The 20,209-nt window shown below is 73.0% G+C and carries 13 protein-coding genes; 6 read left to right on the top strand and 7 right to left on the bottom strand.

The annotated features are described in order from the left end of the window. Positions 1-191 precede the first annotated feature (191 nt). Positions 192-1,658 (bottom strand): cytochrome P450, encoded by a 1,467-nt coding sequence (locus AB0D49_RS22845; RefSeq protein ID WP_362760271.1) that lies wholly within the window; start codon positions 1,656-1,658, stop codon positions 192-194. A gap of 125 nt (positions 1,659-1,783) precedes the next feature. Here AB0D49_RS22845 and AB0D49_RS22840 point away from each other — a divergent pair, with 125 nt between their 5' ends. Further along, positions 1,784-2,395, top strand: coding sequence for a TetR/AcrR family transcriptional regulator (locus AB0D49_RS22840; protein WP_362760269.1), 612 nt, complete (start codon positions 1,784-1,786; stop codon positions 2,393-2,395). A 109-nt stretch (positions 2,396-2,504) separates the two neighbouring features. Then, a complete protein-coding gene (locus AB0D49_RS22835; RefSeq protein ID WP_362760267.1) occupies positions 2,505-3,233 on the top strand; it encodes a DUF2470 domain-containing protein in 729 nt (242 codons plus the stop codon). A gap of 536 nt (positions 3,234-3,769) precedes the next feature. Here AB0D49_RS22835 and AB0D49_RS22830 read toward each other — a convergent pair. The 6 genes from AB0D49_RS22830 to AB0D49_RS22805 form a co-directional block, all read right to left on the bottom strand. After that, complete coding sequence (locus tag AB0D49_RS22830) at positions 3,770-4,807, bottom strand: hypothetical protein (protein ID WP_362760265.1); 1,038 nt, start codon at positions 4,805-4,807, stop codon at positions 3,770-3,772. Between the two features lie 40 nt (positions 4,808-4,847). Further along, positions 4,848-6,104 (bottom strand): aromatic acid exporter family protein, encoded by a 1,257-nt coding sequence (locus AB0D49_RS22825; RefSeq protein WP_362760262.1) that lies wholly within the window; start codon positions 6,102-6,104, stop codon positions 4,848-4,850. 53 nt (positions 6,105-6,157) lie between these two features. Further along, entirely contained in the window at positions 6,158-6,652 is a 495-nt protein-coding gene (locus tag AB0D49_RS22820; RefSeq protein ID WP_362760260.1) for an FBP domain-containing protein, read from the bottom strand. Between the two features lie 177 nt (positions 6,653-6,829). After that, the gene (locus AB0D49_RS22815; RefSeq protein ID WP_362760257.1) at positions 6,830-9,037 is read right to left on the bottom strand and encodes a xanthine dehydrogenase family protein molybdopterin-binding subunit; all 2,208 of its coding nucleotides are present in this window, start codon (positions 9,035-9,037) and stop codon (positions 6,830-6,832) included. Further along, entirely contained in the window at positions 9,034-10,008 is a 975-nt protein-coding gene (locus AB0D49_RS22810; protein WP_362760255.1) for a xanthine dehydrogenase family protein subunit M, read from the bottom strand. The genes AB0D49_RS22815 and AB0D49_RS22810 overlap by 4 nt, the downstream gene beginning before the upstream one ends. Before the next feature lies 1 nt (position 10,009). Further along, entirely contained in the window at positions 10,010-10,618 is a 609-nt protein-coding gene (locus AB0D49_RS22805) for a (2Fe-2S)-binding protein (protein WP_362760252.1), read from the bottom strand. Between the two features lie 539 nt (positions 10,619-11,157). Between AB0D49_RS22805 and AB0D49_RS22800 the strand changes: the two genes are divergently transcribed. The 4 genes from AB0D49_RS22800 to AB0D49_RS22785 all read left to right on the top strand — a co-directional run bounded on the left by AB0D49_RS22800 (position 11,158) and on the right by AB0D49_RS22785 (position 20,171). Beyond that, positions 11,158-12,447: an ROK family transcriptional regulator gene (locus AB0D49_RS22800; RefSeq protein WP_362760249.1), complete on the top strand. Its 1,290-nt coding sequence runs from the start codon at positions 11,158-11,160 to the stop codon at positions 12,445-12,447. A 276-nt stretch (positions 12,448-12,723) separates the two neighbouring features. After that, entirely contained in the window at positions 12,724-15,579 is a 2,856-nt protein-coding gene (locus tag AB0D49_RS22795; RefSeq protein ID WP_362760247.1) for a carbohydrate-binding protein, read from the top strand. Between the two features lie 5 nt (positions 15,580-15,584). Then, positions 15,585-17,714 carry a ThuA domain-containing protein gene (locus AB0D49_RS22790; RefSeq protein ID WP_362760244.1) on the top strand — a complete coding sequence of 710 codons (2,130 nt, stop codon included), beginning with the start codon at positions 15,585-15,587 and terminating at the stop codon, positions 17,712-17,714. A 300-nt stretch (positions 17,715-18,014) separates the two neighbouring features. Next, the gene (locus AB0D49_RS22785; protein WP_362760852.1) at positions 18,015-20,171 is read left to right on the top strand and encodes an RICIN domain-containing protein; all 2,157 of its coding nucleotides are present in this window, start codon (positions 18,015-18,017) and stop codon (positions 20,169-20,171) included. Positions 20,172-20,209 lie beyond the last annotated feature (38 nt).

The following is a 20,209-nucleotide window of genomic DNA, read 5'->3' as shown; positions in this document are numbered from 1 at the left end:
CGGCGGGCGGCACACCCGGGCAACTCGCCGCGCTGGACCCGGACGCGCTCCGCCGTACGGCCGGTGACCTGCTGCTGCGCGCCGGCGAACTGGTCCGCGCGGGTCTGCGGGGCCGGACCGGCGGGGGGCGCGTCTGCGCGGTGCCCTCAGCCAGCTCAGCCAACTCGGTCGGCTCGGCCAACTCGGTCGGCTCAGCCCGCGTCCCGGCGGCGGGTCAGCCCCAGCCGCAGCCCGTCCGGCATCAGGGTCAGCCGTTCCGTCACCCGCAGCCGGTAGTCCGGGTCGGCGGTCAGGTCGTAGCGGCGCAGCAGCAGCCCGAGGACGAGCGTCGCCTCGTGCAGGGCGAACTGACGGCCGATACAGGCCCGTACGCCGGTGCCGAACGGTTTGAAGGTGTGCGGTGCCCGCGCCCGGACCGCCGCCGCCTCGAAGCGGTCCGGGTCGAACCGCTCGGCGTCCGCGCCCCACGCCCGGGGATCGCGGTGCAGCAGCGAGGTCAGCACCAGCGTCCAGGCGCCGCGCCGCATCGGGTGCTCCCCGCCGAGCACGGTGTCCTCGGTGGCCTCGCGGGCGTACGCCGGGGCGGTCGGCCACAGCCGCAGCGTCTCGTCCAGCACCCGGCGCACGTACCGCAACTTGGCCACCTGGTCGTAGCCCGGCCGCTCGGTGGTGCCCCACACCTGGTCGATCTCGGCCCGTGCGCGCCGGGCCACCTCGGGATCGCGGGCGAGATGGTGCAGGGCGAACGAGAGCGCCCCGGACGTCGTCTCGTGGCCCGCGACCAGGAAGGTGATGACCTGGCGCCGGACGTTCTCGGCGGACAGCCGCTCACCGGTCTCCGGGTGGGCCGTGGCCAGCATCCGGTCCAGCAGATCGCCCTGACCGCTCGCCTCGCGCCGGGCCCGGACGAGCCCGTCGACCGTGCGGTCGAGATAGGCGATCCCGGCCGTGTTGCGGCGGCCCGCCCGGCGCAGCAGCAGCCCGGCGAGCGGCGCGGGCACGGTGTTCAGCCGCTGGGCGTAGCCGAGGGTGCCGACCATCGCGGTGACGAACGGATGCGGCCGGTCCCGTTCGAAGGACCCGAAGTCATGGCCGAACCCGGTGCGGGCGATGGTCTCCAGGGTCAGCTTGGTCATGTCGCCGGGCACGTCCACGGTCCGCCCGCCGTCCGCCGCCCGGTCCCAGTGCCCGGTCAGCCGGTCGGCCACGTCCAGCATCATCGGGTGGTACCCGGCCATCGCCTCCCGGCTGAACCCGGGCGCCAGCACATCGTGCGCCAACTGCCAGTTCGGCTCGTGGTTGTACGCCGTGAAGAGCCCGTCCCCGGCCAGCGGGCGGAGGTTGGCGACCCCGAGGCCCACATGCTTGGCGAACCGGGACTCGTCGGACAGCTCGGCCACCAGGTCGGCGCCCCACACGAAGACGAACTCCCTGTCGAACGCCCGCCGCCGGAAGATCGGCCCGAGCCGGCGGCCGTGGCGCAGCGAGTCCTGGAGCGGACTGCTGGGCCGGGACCCGATGACATCGCCGAGCAGCGGCACCCGGTACGGCGGACGCGGGATGCGGTGCAGTTCCGGCCAGCCCTGCTCGGCGCCGCGGAACCCCCGGGGCAGCGGGGCCGCGCCCCCGGCGGACCGGCCGGCCGTCGTGTGCGCCATGGCAGGTGCTCCCTCGGCTCGGTGCGGTGACACTTGTTGGACGTGTGTTCAATAGCGGTCCCAGTCTCGACCTGCCGCTGAACCGGCGTCAAGGGACGCGCCAAGGCGTGTCGTAGGGTGCGGCCATGGCCGCGAACCAGGGCGAGCGGACCCGCCGCCGCCTGACCACCGAGCAGCGCCGCGAGCAGTTGCTCACGGTCGGCGCGCGCCTCTTCTCCGAGCATCCCTACGACGAGGTGCGCATCGAGCGGGTCGCCGAGATCGCCGGGGTGTCGCGCGGGCTGCTCTACCACTACTTCCCGACCAAGCGGGACTTCTTCGCGGGCGTGGTGGACCGGGAGAGCGACCACATGCTGCGGATGACGGCCCCCCGCCCCGGCGTCCCGGTCCGCGACCAGCTCACCGCCGGTCTGGACGCCTATCTGGAGTACGTCCGCGAACACGCCCACGGCTATCGCGCCTTCCACCGCGCGGACGCGGCGGGCGACCAGGCCGTACGGCGGGTCTACCAGCGGGCGCTGGCGGCGCAGGAGCGGCAGATACTGGCCGCGCTGGCGGCGGACCCGGAGTTCGGTCCGGTGGTGGTGGCCCGGCCGGAGCTGCGGCTCGCGGTGCGCGGCTGGCTGGCGTTCACCACCTCCGTCTGCCTGGAGTGGCTGCGGCGGCCCGAACTGACCCGGGAACAGCTGCGGGACCTGTGCGCGCGGGCGCTGCTCGGGGTCGTCGACGGCGCCTGAGACCGTCCGGCGGGCGGTCGCGTCCCGCTCGTGTGAACGCCTCGTGTCCCTGGTTGGCGCGCGCCCCGAAGTCCGCTAGGTTAGGCAAGCCTAACCTTAGGAGGAACGGATGGGTGACAGGCAGACCTGGACGGCCGCGCCCGGCGCGGCGGAACGCGCTCGGTCGGTGCTCGCCGCCGCCTGGTCGTGCGCGGTGACCGCGGACGGTGCCCGGGAGGAGTTCGTCGGCGCGCACGAGACCGCCGAGGACGGCCGGGTGCTGCTGTGCGTGCCCGACGACAGCGCGCTGCGCGCCACCGCCCTGTGCGCCCCGCGCGGTGAGCCGTCCGCCGTCCTGGAGTTCGCCGACGTGGCCCCCGTCCCGGTGCGCCAGCGCGTCCGCGCCCGGCTCTGGCTGGCGGGCTGGTTCTCCGGCGTGGACGGCCATCTCGTCTTCCAGGCCACCCGGGTGGTGCTGCACCGGGCGGCCGGCGCGGAGGTCGTCGGCCTGGCCGAGTTCGCCGCCGCCGCGCCCGATCCGCTGGCCACCGCCGAGGCCCGGCTGCTCACCCATCTCGCCGACGCCCATCCCGACGCCGTGGAGCGCCTCACCCGGCTCGTGGAGCCCGGGAGCCTCCAGGGCGCGGTCCGCGTCCAGCCGCTGGCCGTCGACCGCCACGGACTGACCCTGCGCATCGAACGCCGCCGCGGCCACGGCGACGTACGGCTGCCCTTCCACACCCCCGCCGACACGGTCGCCCAGCTCACCGAGCGGATGCACGTCCTGCTCGCCCAGGCAGGCACCGCGTCCTGCGCCCGCCCCGCGCTCCAACGCCGACACCCGGACAGCGACGGCTGACGGCATCGGCGGCACCCGGCCCCGGCGTCAGGGCATCGCGGACGGCGGACGGCACCGGCGACACCTGGCCCGGAGCCCGGAGCCCGGAGCCCGGGGGCCGCTGACGGCATCGGCCGCACCTCGCCCGGCGTCAGGCACCCGGGGACCGTGGACGGCTGGTGGCGGCACCTGGCCCGGCGTCAGGGCATCGCGGACGGCGGACGACACCGGCGGCGCCCGGCCCGGCGCCAGGGGATCGTGGACCACTGACGGCATCGGTGGCACCCCGCCCGCCGCCCAGGCACCGCGGACGCCTGACGACCCCCGCGACCCCCCCCGCCCGGCGCCAGGACCCCCCGCCCGGCGCCAGGCCCCCCCGCCCGGCGCCAGGCCCCCCCGCCCGGCGCCGGGGCACCCGCACCCGTCACCCCTCCCGATCCCGCACCCCCCAACGCCCACGCACCGCGTCCCCCGCACCGCCCCGGCGGCACCCCCGCCGGACCGGTGCCCCGGCGGAACCCCCGGCCGAACCCCCGCCGCGGCACCGGTCGGCCCGCTCACCACTCCCCGTCCTGCACCGCCTTCCCCGGCGCGTCCCCCAGCGGCTTGATCTGCTGGGGCGACGGCTCTTGCCACGGCGTGTGGTCGTCGCCCAGCCAGTCACCGACCGGCTTCACCTCGGCTAGGGCGTCGGTCGGCGCGAGGTCCTCGGCCCCGTCGTCGTAGTAGTCGAACCAGGGGAGTCCCGCCCGGGTGTAGGCCGCGCGGTCCACCGGGGACGGCGGCGGGGCCTCGCCCGTGATGCGCCGCCACTCCGGCGGCGTCACCAGATGCACGAAGACCCGGCCGGACGGCTTCCCGGCCCAGTCGGACGCCGGACGGTCGTCGCGGTACACCTCCTGGCGCATCGCGCCGCCGACGCCCAGCCCCATCGCCGCGCCGCGCGACCGGGGCGCCCCGCCCGCCGCGGCCGGAGCCGGGGGCGGGCCGCCCGTCGGGGCCATCGGCGCCGCGAACGCCGCGGCCGAGCGCTGCCGCTCGGTGGTCAGCCTGCGCTGCTTCTCCCGCCAGTCGGCCAGCGCCGCGTCGGTCAGCGCGAAGGACTGGAGCTGGACCCCGCCCCACACCTCCTCGCCGGTCACCTGGCCCTCCACGGTCGCGCCGAGCCCCAGCGGCACCGCGACGAACTGCCGGACCGTGCCCGCGCCCGCGTTGATGCCGTCCAGCCACGGCTGACGCGGCAGCACCAGATAGTTCTGCGGATCGCGCGTCAGCCGGTCGCTCCACGGCTCGCCCGACACCGCGCACACCTTGCCGACACCGACCTGGAGCGCCGCGGGCTCCGTCGTCCCGGCGAAGCTCAGCCACATCGCCTCGCGCAGATACACCGGCAGCATCACCCCGCCGCGCGCCAGCCAGTCGGACGGCACGGTGTCGGGGAAGTCCGCGACCCGGCGCACCGGGAAGTCGCCCAGGCCGGGCGGCAGCGCGTGCGTCCCCGACTCCGGCAGCCGCAGCGTACGGATGAACCGCACCGCCGCTCCGCCCGGCAGCCGCAGTGTGTTCCCGTCGATCCGTACCGATCCGTTCGTCATGCGTAGCGCCCCCAGAGTGGCCGTCCGTGCGTCCGCTTCCTCAGCTAGAACGCCGGGCGCCCGCGGCCCGGTTCCGCATCGCCCGGCGCGAGACCCGTGCCCGGTCCCGCAGCCGGGTGATCCGCGGTCGGCGGGCGCGCTGCTCGCGCGAGTGCCGGTCCAGCTCCTCGAACAGGCGGCGGGTGCGGTGCTCGGTGTCCAGCTCGTCGATGATCCGGGTCGCCTCGGTCAGGACCGCGCCGTACAGCTGCCACTGCCGGGGGTCGTGCCGCACCGCGCCCAGCAGCAGCCGGTCCAGCACGTCCCGGGTCGCGGCGGCCTGCCGCAGCTCCGCGTCCAGCCGGGCCTCCGCCGACTCGGCGCTGTCGCTCACACTGGTGGTGACCAGCACCGCGAAGCTCACGATCGCGTCGGCCACCTCCGACAGCAACTGCTCCACCACCGGGCCGGTGCCCGGCGGGAACAGCGGCTCGGGCTCCCGCTCCTTGGCCAGGTCGGTCAGCGTCCGGGCGATCACCCGCAGCACCACCGTGCAGATCTCCAGCGTGTCCAGGCCGGTGCGCAGCACGATCCGGTGCAGCAGCCCCTCCCGCACCCGGGGGTTGAGCCGCAGGCTGTCCTCGGCCTGCCGCAGATCGGCGTCCACCCCGCTGATGTCGTGGTCGAGACGCCGGGCCTCGTGCAGCCGCCGGGCGGCCTCCTGGGGCGGGGTGCGCCCGGACGCCTCCTCGCCGACCCGCAGCATCAGCTGCCGTACCCGGCGGGCCAGCTCCTCGATCGACGCGCCCGCCTCGTCCACCCACACCGGCGGCACGATCAGCAGATTGCAGGCCATCCCCACGACCGCGCCGATCAGCGTCTCCACCACCCGCAACCAGGCCGTGGTGCCCACCGCGGTCACCCCGAGCACCAGCATCGCGCTGATCGCCACCTCGGGCACGAACTCGTCGACCCGCACCAGATGCCCCACGGTCAGCGCGGCGATGATCACCAGCGCCAGACTCCACCAGGTCAGCCCGACCAGCAGACTGAACGCGATGGCCACGAGGACACCGGCGACCACCGAGTTGACCCGGCGGATCCCGGTGGTGAGCGTCGAGTACAGCGTCACCTGCACGACCAGCAGCGCGGTCAGCGGCGCGGTGAGCGGCGGCTGCTCCGGACCCAGCCGCAGCGCGATGACATACGCGAGGGTCGCCGCGAAGGTGGACCGCAGCATCTGGACGATCACCGGGTCGCGGCTGCGCCGCCACACCTCCCGGACGGCCCGCGTCCACCACTTCCGTACGTCTCGCATCCCCAGGGATGTTCCCGCGCGGCGGGCCCCGGCTCACCTCGTGCCGGTGCGGCTCACTCGTACAGCTTGTCCAGGAACGCCGACAGGTTGCCGAGCGCCCGGTCGATCTGCTCCTGAACCGTGAGGCTCTCCTCGAACCGCATCCCGCTGTCCGGCACCTTGCGGCCCCGCAGATACAGGGAGCACGCCAGGTCGGTGCACATGTACAGCCCGACGGAGTTGCCCTCGCGCCCGGCGGCACCGGCCTTGCGGGCGGTCATCAGGGACACCCCGCCGCCGCGGTGGGTGGTCAGGCACAGCGAGCACATGCTGCGGTGCAGGAACCCGCGCTGCGACGCGGGGAAGCGCAGGGCCACGCCCACCGGGGCGCCGTCCCGCTCGCCCACCAGATAGCTGCGGTCCGGTGCCCCGGGGTCCCGCCAGCCCAGGAAGTCGAGGTGCTCCCAGTCCCGCTCGGCGAGGTCCCGGGGCACGGCGAGCCGCTTGGCCTCGCCCTTGGAGCAGTTGACGAACGAGGAGCGGATGTCCTGCTCGGTGAGCGCGCGCATCGGGGTCTCCGGAGAAAACAGGGGGGGGACGCAAGGGGGTACGGGCGGATGACCCATCCCGTTCCTAAAGGGTTTAGGAACGGGCCTAGAGTACGCAGCCCGCCCGGCGCGGGCCACCGGTTTTCCGCCCCGGCGGCCCGCCCCACCTCACCTCACCTCACGTCACCTCACCCCACGTCACGCGTGCAGCAGCCGCTCCGGTGTGATCGGCAGGTCCCGGACCCGCCGCCCGGTCGCGTGGTACACCGCGTTGGCGACCGACGCCGCCACCCCGATCGAGCAGACCTCCCCGAGCCCCTTGGTGCCCAGCGGATGTGTGTCGTCCGGCAACTCCACGAACCGGACCTGGATGTCCCCGACGTCCGCGTGCACCGGGAAGTGGTAGTCGGTCAGCGCGGGACTCAAGTGCACCCCGGTCACCGGGTCCGGGGTGATCTGCTCCATCAGGGCGCCGCCGATGGCGAAGATGATCCCGCCGCGGGCCTGGTTGGAGGCGGTCTTGGCGTTCATCACCCGCCCGCAGTCGATCACCGACAGATGGCGCACCACCCGCACCCGGCGCAGCCCGCTGTCGATCCGCACCTCCGTGAAGTGCGCGGCGAAGCTGGCGCTGGCCCGGCCGCTCTCCACCGGGTCGTACTGCCCGGTCTCGCTCAGCGCCCCGATGCCATGGCGGCGCAGCAGCGCGGTGTACGTCTCCCCGGTGCGGGGCCGCGCGGTGAGGAACATCCGGCCGTCCTCCACGTCCACCGCGTCCTCCGCCGCCCCGTGCAGCGGGGAGCGGGTGTCGCCGATGGCCAGCCGGATCGCCGCCGACCGCACCGCCTGCCCGGCCAGCAGCACCGCGCTGCCGGTGTTGCCGGTGGCCGCCGACCCGTAGGTGGGCGCCGCCATCGGCTGCGCGGTGCTGCCCGAGTGGATGGTGATCCGGCCCGGGTCCACCCCGAGGTGGGACGCGGCGATCTGCACCAGGATGGTCAGCGTCCCGCCGCCGATCTCCTGCGCCGAGGTGTACAGGTCGGCCCGGCCGTCGGCGCGCAGCTCGATCCGGGCGCGGGCCGGGTCGTAGCCGTCGTGGCGGCAGCCGCCCGCCATGCCGTAGCCGATCAGCTCGTCGCCGTCGCGCATCGAGCCCGGCCGCGGGTCGCGGCGCTCCCAGCCGAACTCGCGCACCCCGAGGTCGTAGCAGCGCGGCAGCCCGTTGCTGGTCCACGGCTCGCCGTTGCTGAGGTCGGCGTTGGCGAAGTGGCGGCGGCGCAGCTCCACCGGGTCGCTGTTGGTCGCGTACGCCAGCTCGTCGATCGCGGACTCCAGGGCGAACTGCCCGGCGAGGTCGCCCGGGGTGCGCATGGAGGCGGGGGAGCCCTTGTTGACCTTGGTGATCCGGGCGCCGATCAGCACCGAGTCCACGGCGTACACGTCCGGGGTGGTCATCGGGGCGCGCTCGGTGTAGTCGGTGTGCACCGAGGTGCCGTTGACGGTCTCATGGACGATGGCCCGCATCCGGCCGTCGCGGTCGGCGCCGATCCGTACCCGCTGGCGGGTGCCCGCCATGTGCCCGGTGGTGGTGAAGTGCTGCTTGCGGGTCAGCACCAGCCGCACCGGCCGGTCCACCACCCGGGCCGCCATCACCGTCAGCAGGGTGTACCCCCACACCTGGATCTTGCAGCCGAAGGCGCCGCCGATCAGCGAGGTGTCGAAGGTGATGTTCTCCTCCGGGATGCCGAAGGCGGCGGCGACCGTCCCCCGGGCCCGGTACACGTACTGGTTGCTGGCGTGCACGGTGAGCCGGTCGCCGTCCCACTGGGCGATGGCGGCGCTGGGCTCGATCGGCGCGTGCGAGTAGTCCGGCGTGGTGAACGAGCTGTCGATCCGCACCGCCGAGGACGTGAAACCGGCCTCGGCGTCGCCGCGCGAGTACTGCATCGCCGGGTGCGGCGACGGATACAGGTCGTTCAGCCCGGCCGCGAGGGTGGGCACCACGGGCAGCGGCTCGTAGTCGATGTCGACCAGGGTGACCGCGTGCTCGGCCTGCTGGAGGGTCTCGGCGACCACCACGGCCACGAACTGGCCGCCGTAGTACACCCGGTCGTCGTCCAGCGGCCAGCGGCCGTCCTCCGGCTCCAGCGAACCGGTCCACTCGGGCCGGTTCTCATGCGTGATGACGGCGAGCACCCCGGGCGCCCGCTCGGCCGCCGCGGTGTCGATGGACCGGATACGGGCGGACGCCAGCCGACTGGTCACCAGACTGGCGTTGACCGCGCCGGGCACCCGCACGTCCCCGGTGTAGACGGCCCGGCCGGTGACCTTCGAGGCCGCCTCGACCCGGTCCAGCGGGGCGCCGATCGGCTCGGTCCAGCCGTCGCGCTCGGGAGCGGTCGTCATGCTGCCACCTCCGTCAGAGCCCGGCGGACCACGCCCCGGACCAGGTCCACCTTGTACGCGTTGTCCCGCTGCGGCCGGGCGCCGGTGGTCGCCGCGTCGGCGGCGTCCTCGATGGCCTCGGCGTCCAACGTCCGCCCGATCAGCGCCCGCTCGGCCGCCTCCACCCGCCAGGGCCGGGGCGCCACCCCGCCCAGCGCGATCCGCGCGGAGCGCACCCGGCGGCCGTCCAGATCCACCACCACCGCCCCGGAGACCAGCGCGAACGCGAACGACGTACGCTCCCGGAACTTCACATAGTGCGAGCGCCGCCCGCGCGGCTGGGCCCCGATCCGCACCCCCACGATCAGCTCCGCGCGGCGCAGCTCCGTCTCCCGCTCCGGGGTGTCGCCCGGCAGCCGGTGGAAGGTGGCCATCGGGATCTCCCGCCGTCCGTCCGGCCCCTGCACCAGCACCACCGCGTCCAGCGCCAGCAGCGCCACCGCCATGTCGGACGGGTGCACGGCGATGCACGACGAGGAGGTGCCGAAGAGGGCCTGCCCGGGATTGGCCCCCTCGATCGAGGCGCAGCCGCTGCCGGGGTCGCGGCGGTTGCAGGCGAACTCGGTCTGCCGGTAGTAGGGGCAGCGCACGCCCTGGAGGAGGTTGCCCGCGGTGGTGGCCATGTTGCGGATCTGCGCGGAGGCCCCGGAGCGGATCGCCTCCGACAGCACGGGCGTCCGCTCCCGCAGGGTCCGGGCCGTCTCGCTGTTGGTGGCCAGCGCCCCGATGGTGAACGAGCCGTCGTCCCCCCGGGTGATCCCGTCGAGGTCGAGCCCGGCCACGTCGACCAGGCGTCCGGTGGGCCGGATGCCCTCCTTCATCAGGACGACCATGTCCGTGCCGCCCGCGATGACCCGGGCGTCCGGGTCGCCGTCCAGCAGCCGTACCGCCTGCGCGAGGGTCCGCGGGCGTTCGAGGTGGAAGGTCCGCACGTCAGCTCCTTCCCCGGGCGTCCTGGATGGCCTGGTGCATGTTCTGGTAGGCGGCGCAGCGACAGAGGTTGCCGCTCATCAGCTCCGGGATGTCCTCGTCGGCGACCTCCGGCTCCTCGGCGAGCAGCCCGACCGCGGACACCACCTGACCGGAGGTGCAGAAGCCGCACTGGAAGCCGTCCCGCTCGATGAACGCGGCCTGCACCGGGTGCAGCCGGCCACCCCGGGCCAGCCCCTCGACGGTGGTGACCCGGCGGCCCTCGTAGCGCGCGGCCAGGGTGATGCAGGACAGCTGCCGCTCCCCGTCGACCAGGACCGTGCACGCCCCGCACGCGCCCTGGTTGCAGCCCTTCTTACTGCCGGTCAGCCCGAGCCCGTCCCGTACGGCCTCCAGCAGACTGGCCCGGATGTCGAGTTCGACCGTGTGGGTACGGCCGTTGACGTTCAGGGTCACCCGGGTCGTCTCAACCGGCGCGGTGGGCGCCGCCTCCACCGGAGCGGCACCCCCGCCCACCACGGTCGCGCCGACGAGGGTCCCCCCGGTCCCCAGACTGCGGGCGAGGAACGTCCGACGGTTGCTGCCGCCGGGCGGACGGGTTTCCTGGGGCATGAGCAGCTGTCCTCTCATGGGGGGGCTGGCATTGCTTTCTGTTCGCAAACACCTACTCGCAAATGCTAGGAACCCCAACCGAAAACCAAGCTAAAGCGACCCCCAGCAGCCCCGAGCAACGCCGGTGAGGGTGACGCGACGGCGATCGGTCAACGGGGGCCGGGCCGAGGCTCTTGGGGGCGCGGGGAACCGCGCACTCAGCCGCGACGCCGAGCAACTGGCCGGACACCCCCGCCCTCACCCCCTGTGCCGAGGCTCGTGGGGGCGCGGGGAACCGCGCACTCAGCCCCGACGCCGAGCAACCCGCCAGACCCCCCCGCCCCGAACGCCCCCTGGCCGCCGAAACACCCACAGTTCACTACCCTGTGCCCCGAACGACGACCCCGCACAGCCCCCACACAGCACCTCACCGCCCCCCCTGCTCAACCCGCGGAGCGCTTCGCTTAGCTCAGCACATGAATTAAGGGTTCGAGAAAGGTCGCGGCCAGGACACCCCGAGAGGTATGTTGCAGGTCGGGACACGGGGCGGAAGGAGCCACATGACGGGGCGGAACGGGCGCACGGTACGGGACCTGAGGCGGGCCAACCGCACAGCCGTACTGCAACGGCTGTACTTCGACGGCCCTCTCAGCCGCTTCGAACTCGGCCCGGCCACCGGCCTCAGCTCCGGCTCGATCAGCAATGTCGTCGCCGACCTGGTCACGGACGGACTGGTCGAGGAGGCCGGCAGCGTCGACTCCGACGGTGGCCGTCCCCGTACCCTGCTGCGGGTCGCCCCCGGCAGCGGCCACATGATCGGCGTCGACGTCGGCGAGACCCGCGTCCGGGTCGAGCTGTTCGACCTCACCCTCACCGAACTCGCCCGCACCGAACGCCCCCTCGCCCCCCAGCGCTACGACGCCGATGTCATCGCCGGCCATATCCGCGACGGCGTCACCGAGGTCCTCCGGACCGCCGCCGTCGCCCCCGAGCGGCTGCTCGGCGTCGGTATCGGGGTGCCCGGCATCGTCGAGCGGACCGGCGCACGCGGCGCGGTGGTGCACGGCCAGACCATCGGCTGGGACGCGGTCCCGCTGGAGGAACTCCTGCGCGAGGGCTCCCCGCTGCCGGGCGCGGTGCGCTACTTCATCGACAACGGCGCCAAGACCCTCGGCCAGGCCGAGATGTGGTTCGGCGGCGGACGCGGGGCGCACAACGCCGTCGTGGTGCTCTTCGGCTCCGGGGTCGGCGCCTGTGTGGTGACCCCCGAGGTGGAGCACGGACGGGCCGTCGAGTGGGGGCATCTGACGGTCCGGGTGCGCGGACGCCGCTGCCGCTGCGGCGCGCTCGGCTGCCTGGAGGCGTACGCGGGCGCCGAATCGCTGCTGGAGCGCTGGCGCGAGGCGGGCGGACGGCCCCCGAGGGGCGCCGACGAGGAGACCGCCCTGACCGCCATGCTCGCCGCCGCCTACCCGGCCGACGACACCGCGCCCGACCCGGTCGCCCTCGGGGTGCTGGAGGAGACCGCCGAGTATCTGGGCGCCGGGCTGTCCGACCTGATCAACCTCTTCCAGCCCGAGCGCATCCTGATCGGCGGCTGGGCCGGACTCCAGCTCGGCACCCGCTTCCTGCCCGACGTCCGCCGCCACGCCATGTCCTACGCGCTCACCTACCCGGCCCAGCAGGTCACCGTGGAGCTGGGGCGGCTCGGGCCCGACGCGGTCACCGTGGGGGCCGCGATCCTGCCGCTGGCCGACTTCTTCGCGCGCGGCGGGCGCCGCCCCGAACCCGCCCCGGAGGGTCCGGCGCCCGCGTGGCAGGCGGTCCTGGAGGAGCGCGCACCGCACTGACCGGTCCGGCGCGCCCGGGTGCTCCCGGCCGGGCGCACCGCTCGGTACGTAGTTTTGACAGGCGCTTGACAAATGGCCGGGTGGCCAACAATATGCAAAGGGTTAGCAGATTTCTGCAATTCCCTTGTTGTGTCATGCAATTACTGCACAGTTCAGCAACTACTGCACAGTTCATGGACTCGGACAGGGAACGGCCGGGTCCACCCCAGCACCCGGCAAGCGTGGCCGGCGCGCGTCTTGCCTGACATCCCCCACCGTCAGGAAGGACGATCCTCCATGCATTGGCGCCCCCGCGCGGGGCTGCGAAGCCTCACCGCGCTCGCGCTCGTCCTGACCGGAGCCGTCACCGCGGCACCCGCGGCAGGTACGGCCACCGCCGCCCCGGCGGACCTTCCGCCCGCCGACTACCAGCAGGTCCAGCTCGCCACCGGAGCCGCCGAGACCGGCGAGCCCATGTCGCTGGCCGTGCTCCCCGACCGCTCCGTGCTGCACACCGCCCGCGACGGCACGATCCGCCTCACCGACGCGGCCGGCAACACCAGGCAGGCCGGGAAGCTCGACGTCTACAACCATGACGAGGAAGGGCTCCAGGGCATCGCCGCGGACCCGGCCTTCACCACCAACCGGTTCGTCTACGTCTACTACTCCCCGAAGCTCACCACCCCGGCCGGGGACGCCCCCGTCACCGGCACCGCCGCCGACTTCGCGCCCTGGAAGGGACACCTCAACCTGTCCCGGTTCACCCTGAAGACCGACGGCACCCTCGACATGGCCAGCGAGAAGATCGTCCTCGAAGTCCCCAACGACCGCGGCCAGTGCTGCCATGTCGGCGGCGACATCGACTTCGACGCCGCCGGGAACCTGTATCTGACCACCGGCGACGACACCAACCCGTTCGACTCCGCCGGCTACGCCCCGATCGACGAACGCACCAACCGCAACCCGCAGTTCGACGCCCAGCGCTCCTCCGGCAACACCAACGACCTGCGCGGCAAGCTGCTGCGGATCAAGCCCACCGCGGCCGGCGGCTACACCGTCCCCGCCGGGAACCTGTTCGCCCCGGGCACCGCGAACACCCGCCCCGAGATCTACGCCATGGGCTTCCGCAACCCGTTCCGGATGTCCGTCGACCGCGCCACCGGCACGGTCTACCTCGGCGACTACGGCCCCGACGCGGGCGCCACCGACGCCAACCGGGGACCCGGCGGCCAGGTCGAGTTCGACCGCGTCACCGCCCCCGGCAACTACGGCTGGCCGTACTGCACCGGCACCAACACCACCGCCGAGACCTACAACGAGTACACCTTCCCGAGCGGCCCCTCGGCGGCCAAGTACAACTGCGCGGGCGGCCCCGCCAACAACTCCTTCCGCAACACCGGCCAGTCCACCCTGCCACCCGCCAAACCGAGCTGGATCAAGTACGGACTGGAGGGCTCCCCGCCCGAGTTCGGCGGCGGCTCCGAGTCCCCGATGGGCGGCGAGGTCTACCGCTACGACCCCGCCAACCCCTCCACCGTCAAGTTCCCGCAGTCCCTCGACGGCCGCTTCTTCGCCGCCGAGTACGGCCGCCAGTGGATCAAGGCCATCGAGGTCAAGGCCGACGGCTCCTACGGCGTCATCGAGGACATGCCCTGGAACGGCACCCAGGTGATGGACACCGACTTCGGCCCCGACGGCGCCCTCTACGTCCTCGACTACGGCACCGGCGGCAACAACTCCGGTCTGTACCGCATCGAGTACATAGGCGGCGCCAACCGCAACCCGGTCGCCCAGGCGTCCGCGAACCGCACCTCCGGAGCCCTGCCGCTGACCGTCCAGTTCTCCAGCCAGGGCAGCTCCGACCCCGAGGGCGGCGCGCTCAGCTACTCCTGGAACTTCGGCGACGGCGCCACCTCCACCGCGGCCAACCCCAGCCACACGTACACCACCGCGGGCACCTTCCGCCCCACTCTCACCGTCCGTGACCCGCAAGGGCTCACCGGCACCGCCAGCCTGGTGGTCACCGCGGGCAACACCGCGCCCACCGTGACCCTGCAACAGCCCCTGGACGGACAGCTGTTCTCCTTCGGCGACACCGTGCCCTTCCAGGTCCAGGTCACCGACCCCGAGGACGGCACCATCGACTGCTCCAAGGTCAAGGTCACCTATCTCCTCGGCCACGACAGCCACACCCACGCCATCACCTCCGGCACCGGCTGCCAGGGCACCCTGGCCATCCCCGCCGACGGCGAACACGACAGCGCCGCCAACCTGTACGGGGTCTTCGACGCCGAGTACACCGACTCCGCCGGACTGACCGGCCACTCCCTGCGCACCCTCCAGCCCCGCCACCGGCAGGGCGAGCACTTCGCCGCCCAGTCCGGCATCCAGACTGCCGACCACGCCCCCGCCGAGGGCGGCCGGACGGTCGGCTTCACCGACGACGGCGACTGGGTCTCCTTCAAGCCCTATGTCCTCGCCGGAGCCACCCAGTTCACCGCCCGGGTCTCCTCCGGCGGCACGGGCGGCCGGATCGAGGTCCGCGCCGGATCGGCCACCGGCACCCTGCTCGGCACCGCGACCGTCCCGGTCACCGGCGGCTGGGAGACCTTCACCGACGTCACCGCCCCCCTGACCGGAGCCCCCGCCGGGACCAGCGAGCTGTACCTGGTCTTCCGCGGCCCCACCGGACAGGGCAACCTCTTCGACCTCGACGCCTTCACCCTGGGCACCGGCGGCCCCAGCACCACCCCGAGGGAGGCCGAGTCGTTCTCCTCGTCCTTCGGCGTCCAGGCCGCCGCGCACGCCGCGGCCAGCGGCGGCTACACCCTCGGCTACATCGACAACGGCGACTGGGCGGGCTACGCCTCCGTCTCCACCACGGGCGCCACCTCCTTCACCGCCAAGGTGTCTTCGGCGGGCGCGGGCGGCACCGTGCAGATCCGCTCCGGATCGCAGACCGGACCCGTCCTCGGCTCCGTCGCCGTCCCGGTGACCGGCGGCTGGGAGACCTTCACCACCGTCACCACCACCCTGACCGGCACCGGCACCGGCCCGCTCTTCCTCACCTTCACCGGCGGCGCGGGAGCCCTGTTCGACCTCGACACCTTCGCACTGGGCGGCAACGCCCCCACCACGGCACGGAAGGGGTGACGACCATGTCCCGACTCACCCGCGCACTGCGCCGGGCGACCTCCGCCGCGGCCCTGGCCCTGCTGGGCTCCCTGCTCGTCCCGTCCGGCACCGCGCACGCCGCCACCTTCGACGTCCTGGTCTTCTCCAAGACCGCGGGCTTCCGCCACGACGCCATCCCCACCGGCCTCGACACCCTGCGCACCCTCGGCACCCAGAACGACTTCACCGTCACCACCACCGAGGACGCGGGCGCCTTCACCACCACCAACCTCGCCCAGTACGAGGCGGTGGTCTTCCTCAACACCACCGGCGACGTCCTCAACGCCGCCCAGCAGACCGCCTTCCAGACCTATGTCGACTCCGGCGGCGGCTACCTCGGGGTGCACGCCGCCGCCGACACCGAGTACGACTGGCCGTACTACGGTCAGCTCGTCGGCGCCTGGTTCCAGAGCCACCCCGCCATCCAGTCGGCGACCCTCCGCACCGAGGACCGCACCCACCCGGCCACCGCGCACCTCGGCGCCACCTGGACCCGCACCGACGAGTGGTACAACTACCGCGCCAACCCCCGCCCCAACGTCCACGTCCTCCAGACCCTCGACGAGAGCACCTACAGCGGCGGCTCCATGGGCTCCGACCACCCCATCACCTGGTGCCACGGCCAGGGCCAGGGCCGCTCCTTCTACACCGGACTCGGCCACACCATCGAGTCCTACGCCGACCCCGCCTTCCGCTCCCTGCTGCTCGGCGGGCTGCGCTACGCCGCCGGACAGGTCACCGCCAACTGCGCGCCCCCGCCCGGCACCGGACAGATCGAGGCCGAGTCCTTCACCTCGTCCTTCGGTGTCCAGGCCGCCGGACACGCCCCGGCCAGCGGCGGCCAGACCCTCGGCTACATCGACAACGGCGACTGGGCGGGCTACGCCGCCGTCTCCACCACGGGCGCCCGCACCTTCACCGCCAAGGTGTCCTCGGCGGGCGCGGGCGGCCGGATCGAGGTCCGCTCGGGCTCGGCCACCGGCACCCTGCTGGGCTCCGTCGCCGTCCCGGTGACCGGCGGCTGGGAGACCTTCACCACCGTCTCCACCACCCTCACCGCGACCGCCACCGGCCCGCTCTTCCTGCGCTTCACCGGCGGCACGGGCGCCCTCTTCGACGTCGACACCTTCAGCCTGGGCAGCCAGACCGCCCAGGCCCTCTCCGACGACGTCCAGCTCTTCTACTACCCCTGGTACGGCAGCCCCGCCGTCAACGGGAGCTGGCGCCACTGGCAGCAGGGCGACCGCACCCCGCCCGGCGACATCGGCGCCGACCTCTACCCCACCCTCGGCGCCTATGACTCAGGTGACCTCCAGGGAGCCGTCACCCAGCACATGGAGTGGATCGCCCGCTCCGGCGCCGGAGTGCTGGTCTACAGCTGGTGGGGGCGCGGCGGCTACGAGGACCGGCTAGCCCGGGGCGTGCTGGACGCGGCCCAGAATAAGGGCATCAAGGTCGCCTGGCACCTGGAACCGTACGCGGGCCGCACCGCCGCCTCCACGGTCGCCGACATCCAGTACATCAACAGCACCTATGGCAGCCATCCGGCCTTCTACCGCTCCGCCGACCACGGGAACAAGGGCGCCTACTACGTCTTCCAGAGCCTGGACATCCCGGACTGGACGGCGCTGGACCAGGTCACCGGCTCCAGCATCGTGCTCGCCCAGACCACCGACACCACGAAGATCGCGCACTTCTCCGGCATGTACACCTACGACGGCATCGCCGGTGCCACCGCCCCCGGCTGGAAGCAGGCCGGCGACCACGCCCGCGCCAACGGGCTGATCTGGGCCCCCTCCGTCGCCCCCGGCTATATCGACGACCGGGCCGTCCCGGGCAACTCCACCCCGACCGTGGCCCGTGCGAACGGCGCCGCCTACGACCGGCAGTGGAACAACGCCCTGGACCCGGCGATCGGCGGCAACCCCACCTGGGTGTCGGTGACCTCGTTCAACGAATGGCACGAGGGCAGCTCCATCGAACCCGCCGACTCCACCCCGCCCACGGGCCATGGCTACCAGACCTACGACGGCGCCTACGGCCGCACCGGCGCCGACGCGGAGACCGCCTACCTCGACCGCACGGCCTACTGGGCGGCCCGCTTCACCCCCTGACCCCGAAGGAAGGATGACTTCAACTCCTGTGCGCCGGAGGAGAGATACGACGTCTCCACGTTTCATCTCTTGACGCCTCTGGTGCAGACCAATAGCTTCCGAGGCACCGCGACACCCGGGCGGGTGCCCGGACTTCACCGTCCGGGCACCCGCTCCGTTCACCTCTCCACAACCCCCCCCATCCACGGCCGCTCCCCGGCCGAGTCCTCGTCAGGAGGATGTGTGTTGCCACCCGCCACCCCCACCCCCACCGCCGTACGGCACCGCCGAACCGCCGGTGTCCGCCGCTGGGCCGCCGCCCTGCTCGGCGCCGCCGCCGTCGCCTCCTTCCTCACCTCGGCCCCCGCCCAGGCCGCCCCGGACGCCGTCACCGCGCTGCCCACCGACTGGTCCACCGTCGTCAACCAGGGCAGCGGCAAGTGTCTGGACGCCCGCGCCGCGGGCACCGCCAACGGCACCGCCGTCCAGCAGTACACCTGCAACAGCTCCACCGCCCAGCAGTGGTCGTTCACCACCACCAGCGACGGCCATGTCCGGATCAACAACCGCAACAACGCCGCCCAGGTGGTGGACGTCTCCAACGTGTCCACCGCCGACAACGCTGTCGTCCACCTCTGGGCCTACGGCGGCGGCACCAACCAGCAGTGGCTGCCGGTGGACGAGGGCGGCGGCGCCTACCACTTCGTGAACCGCAACAGCGGCAAGTGCCTGGACGTCCCCGCCGCCTCCACCGCCGACAGCGTCCAACTGGTGCAGTACACCTGCAACGGCAGCGCCGCCCAGCGCTTCCAGGTCGCCCCGGTCACCGCCCCGCCCGGCGGCGTCGACCTCGGCCCCAATGTGGCCGTCTTCGACCCCTCGATGCCCGCCGCGACCATCCAGAGCCGGGTCAACTCCATCTTCCAGCAGCAGGAGACCAACCAGTTCGGCTCCCAGCGCTACGCCCTGCTCTTCAAACCCGGCACCTACAGCGCCGATGTCAACGTCGGCTTCTACACCCAGGTCGCCGGGCTCGGGCTCTCCCCGGACGCGGTGAACATCAACGGGGCCGTGCATGTCGAGGCGGACTGGTTCCCGCCGCAGAACGCCACCCAGAACTTCTGGCGGGGCGCCGAGAACCTCTCCGTCACCCCGACCGGCGGCGCCGACCGCTGGGCCGTCTCCCAGGCGTCCGCCTACCGCCGGATGCATGTCCGCGGCGGCCTCGCCCTCAGCGACGGCGGCTGGTCCAGCGGCGGCTTCATGGCCGACAGCAAGATCGACGGCCAGGTCGACTCGGGGAGTCAGCAGCAGTGGCTGACCCGTAACTCGCAGCTGGGCAGCTGGACCGGGTCCAACTGGAACATGGTGTTCGTCGGCAGCCAGGGCGTCCCCGGCACCAGCTTCCCGAATCCCCCGTACACCACGGTCGCGCAGACTCCGGTGACCCGGGAGAAGCCGTTCCTGTACATCGACTCGGCGGGCGCCTACCAGGTCTTCGTCCCCGCCCTGCGCACCAACAGCACCGGCACCACCTGGGCGAACGGCACCGCGCCGGGCACCTCGCTGCCGATCGACCAGTTCCACATCGTCAAGCCCGGCGCCACCGCAGCGGACCTCAACGCGGCCCTGGCCGCGGGCAAGAACCTGCTGGTCACCCCGGGTGTCTACCACCTCGACCAGACCCTCCAGGTGAACCGCCCCGACACCGTCGTCCTGGGCCTCGGCCTCGCCACCTTCATCCCCGACAACGGCATCACCGCGATGCGGGTCGCGGACGTCGACGGGGTGAAGATCGCCGGGGTCCTGTTCGACGCGGGGACCACCAACTCGGCCACCCTGATGGAGGTCGGCCCGGCGAACTCGGCCGCCTCGCACGCCGCGAACCCGACCTCGCTGCACGATGTGTACTTCCGGGTCGGCGGCGCCGCCGTCGGCAGGGCCACCACCAGCCTCGTCGTCAACAGCGACCATGTCATCGGCGACCACATGTGGATCTGGCGCGGCGACCACGGCTCCGGGATCGGCTGGAACAGCAACACCGGCGACACCGGACTGATCGTCAACGGTGACAACGTCACCATGTACGGGCTGTTCGTCGAGCACTACCAGAAGTACCAGACCATCTGGAACGGCAACGGCGGGCGCACGTACTTCTACCAGAACGAGATGCCCTACGACCCGCCCAACCAGGCCGCCTGGATGAACGGCTCCACCCAGGGCTACGCCGCCTACAAGGTGGCCAACACGGTCACCAGCCATCAGGCGTGGGGGCTCGGCAGCTACTGCTACTTCAACGTCAACCCGAGTGTGGCGGCGGAGCGGGCCATCGAGGCGCCCAACAACCCCAATGTGCGGTTCACCACCATGGTGACCGTGTCGCTGGGCGGCACCGGGACCATCCGCCATGTCGTCAACGACCGGGGCGGCCCCTCCAACTCCACCACCAACGTCGCCAACCTCACCAGCTATCCGTGACACACACCCCTGGCGGAGCCGAGGCCGGACACCCCGCG

Source organism: Streptomyces sp. NPDC048290, from assembly GCF_040652095.1.
In the GTDB taxonomy this organism is placed as follows: Bacteria; Actinomycetota; Actinomycetes; order Streptomycetales; family Streptomycetaceae; genus Streptomyces.
This window is presented reverse-complemented; position numbering and strand designations above follow the sequence as displayed.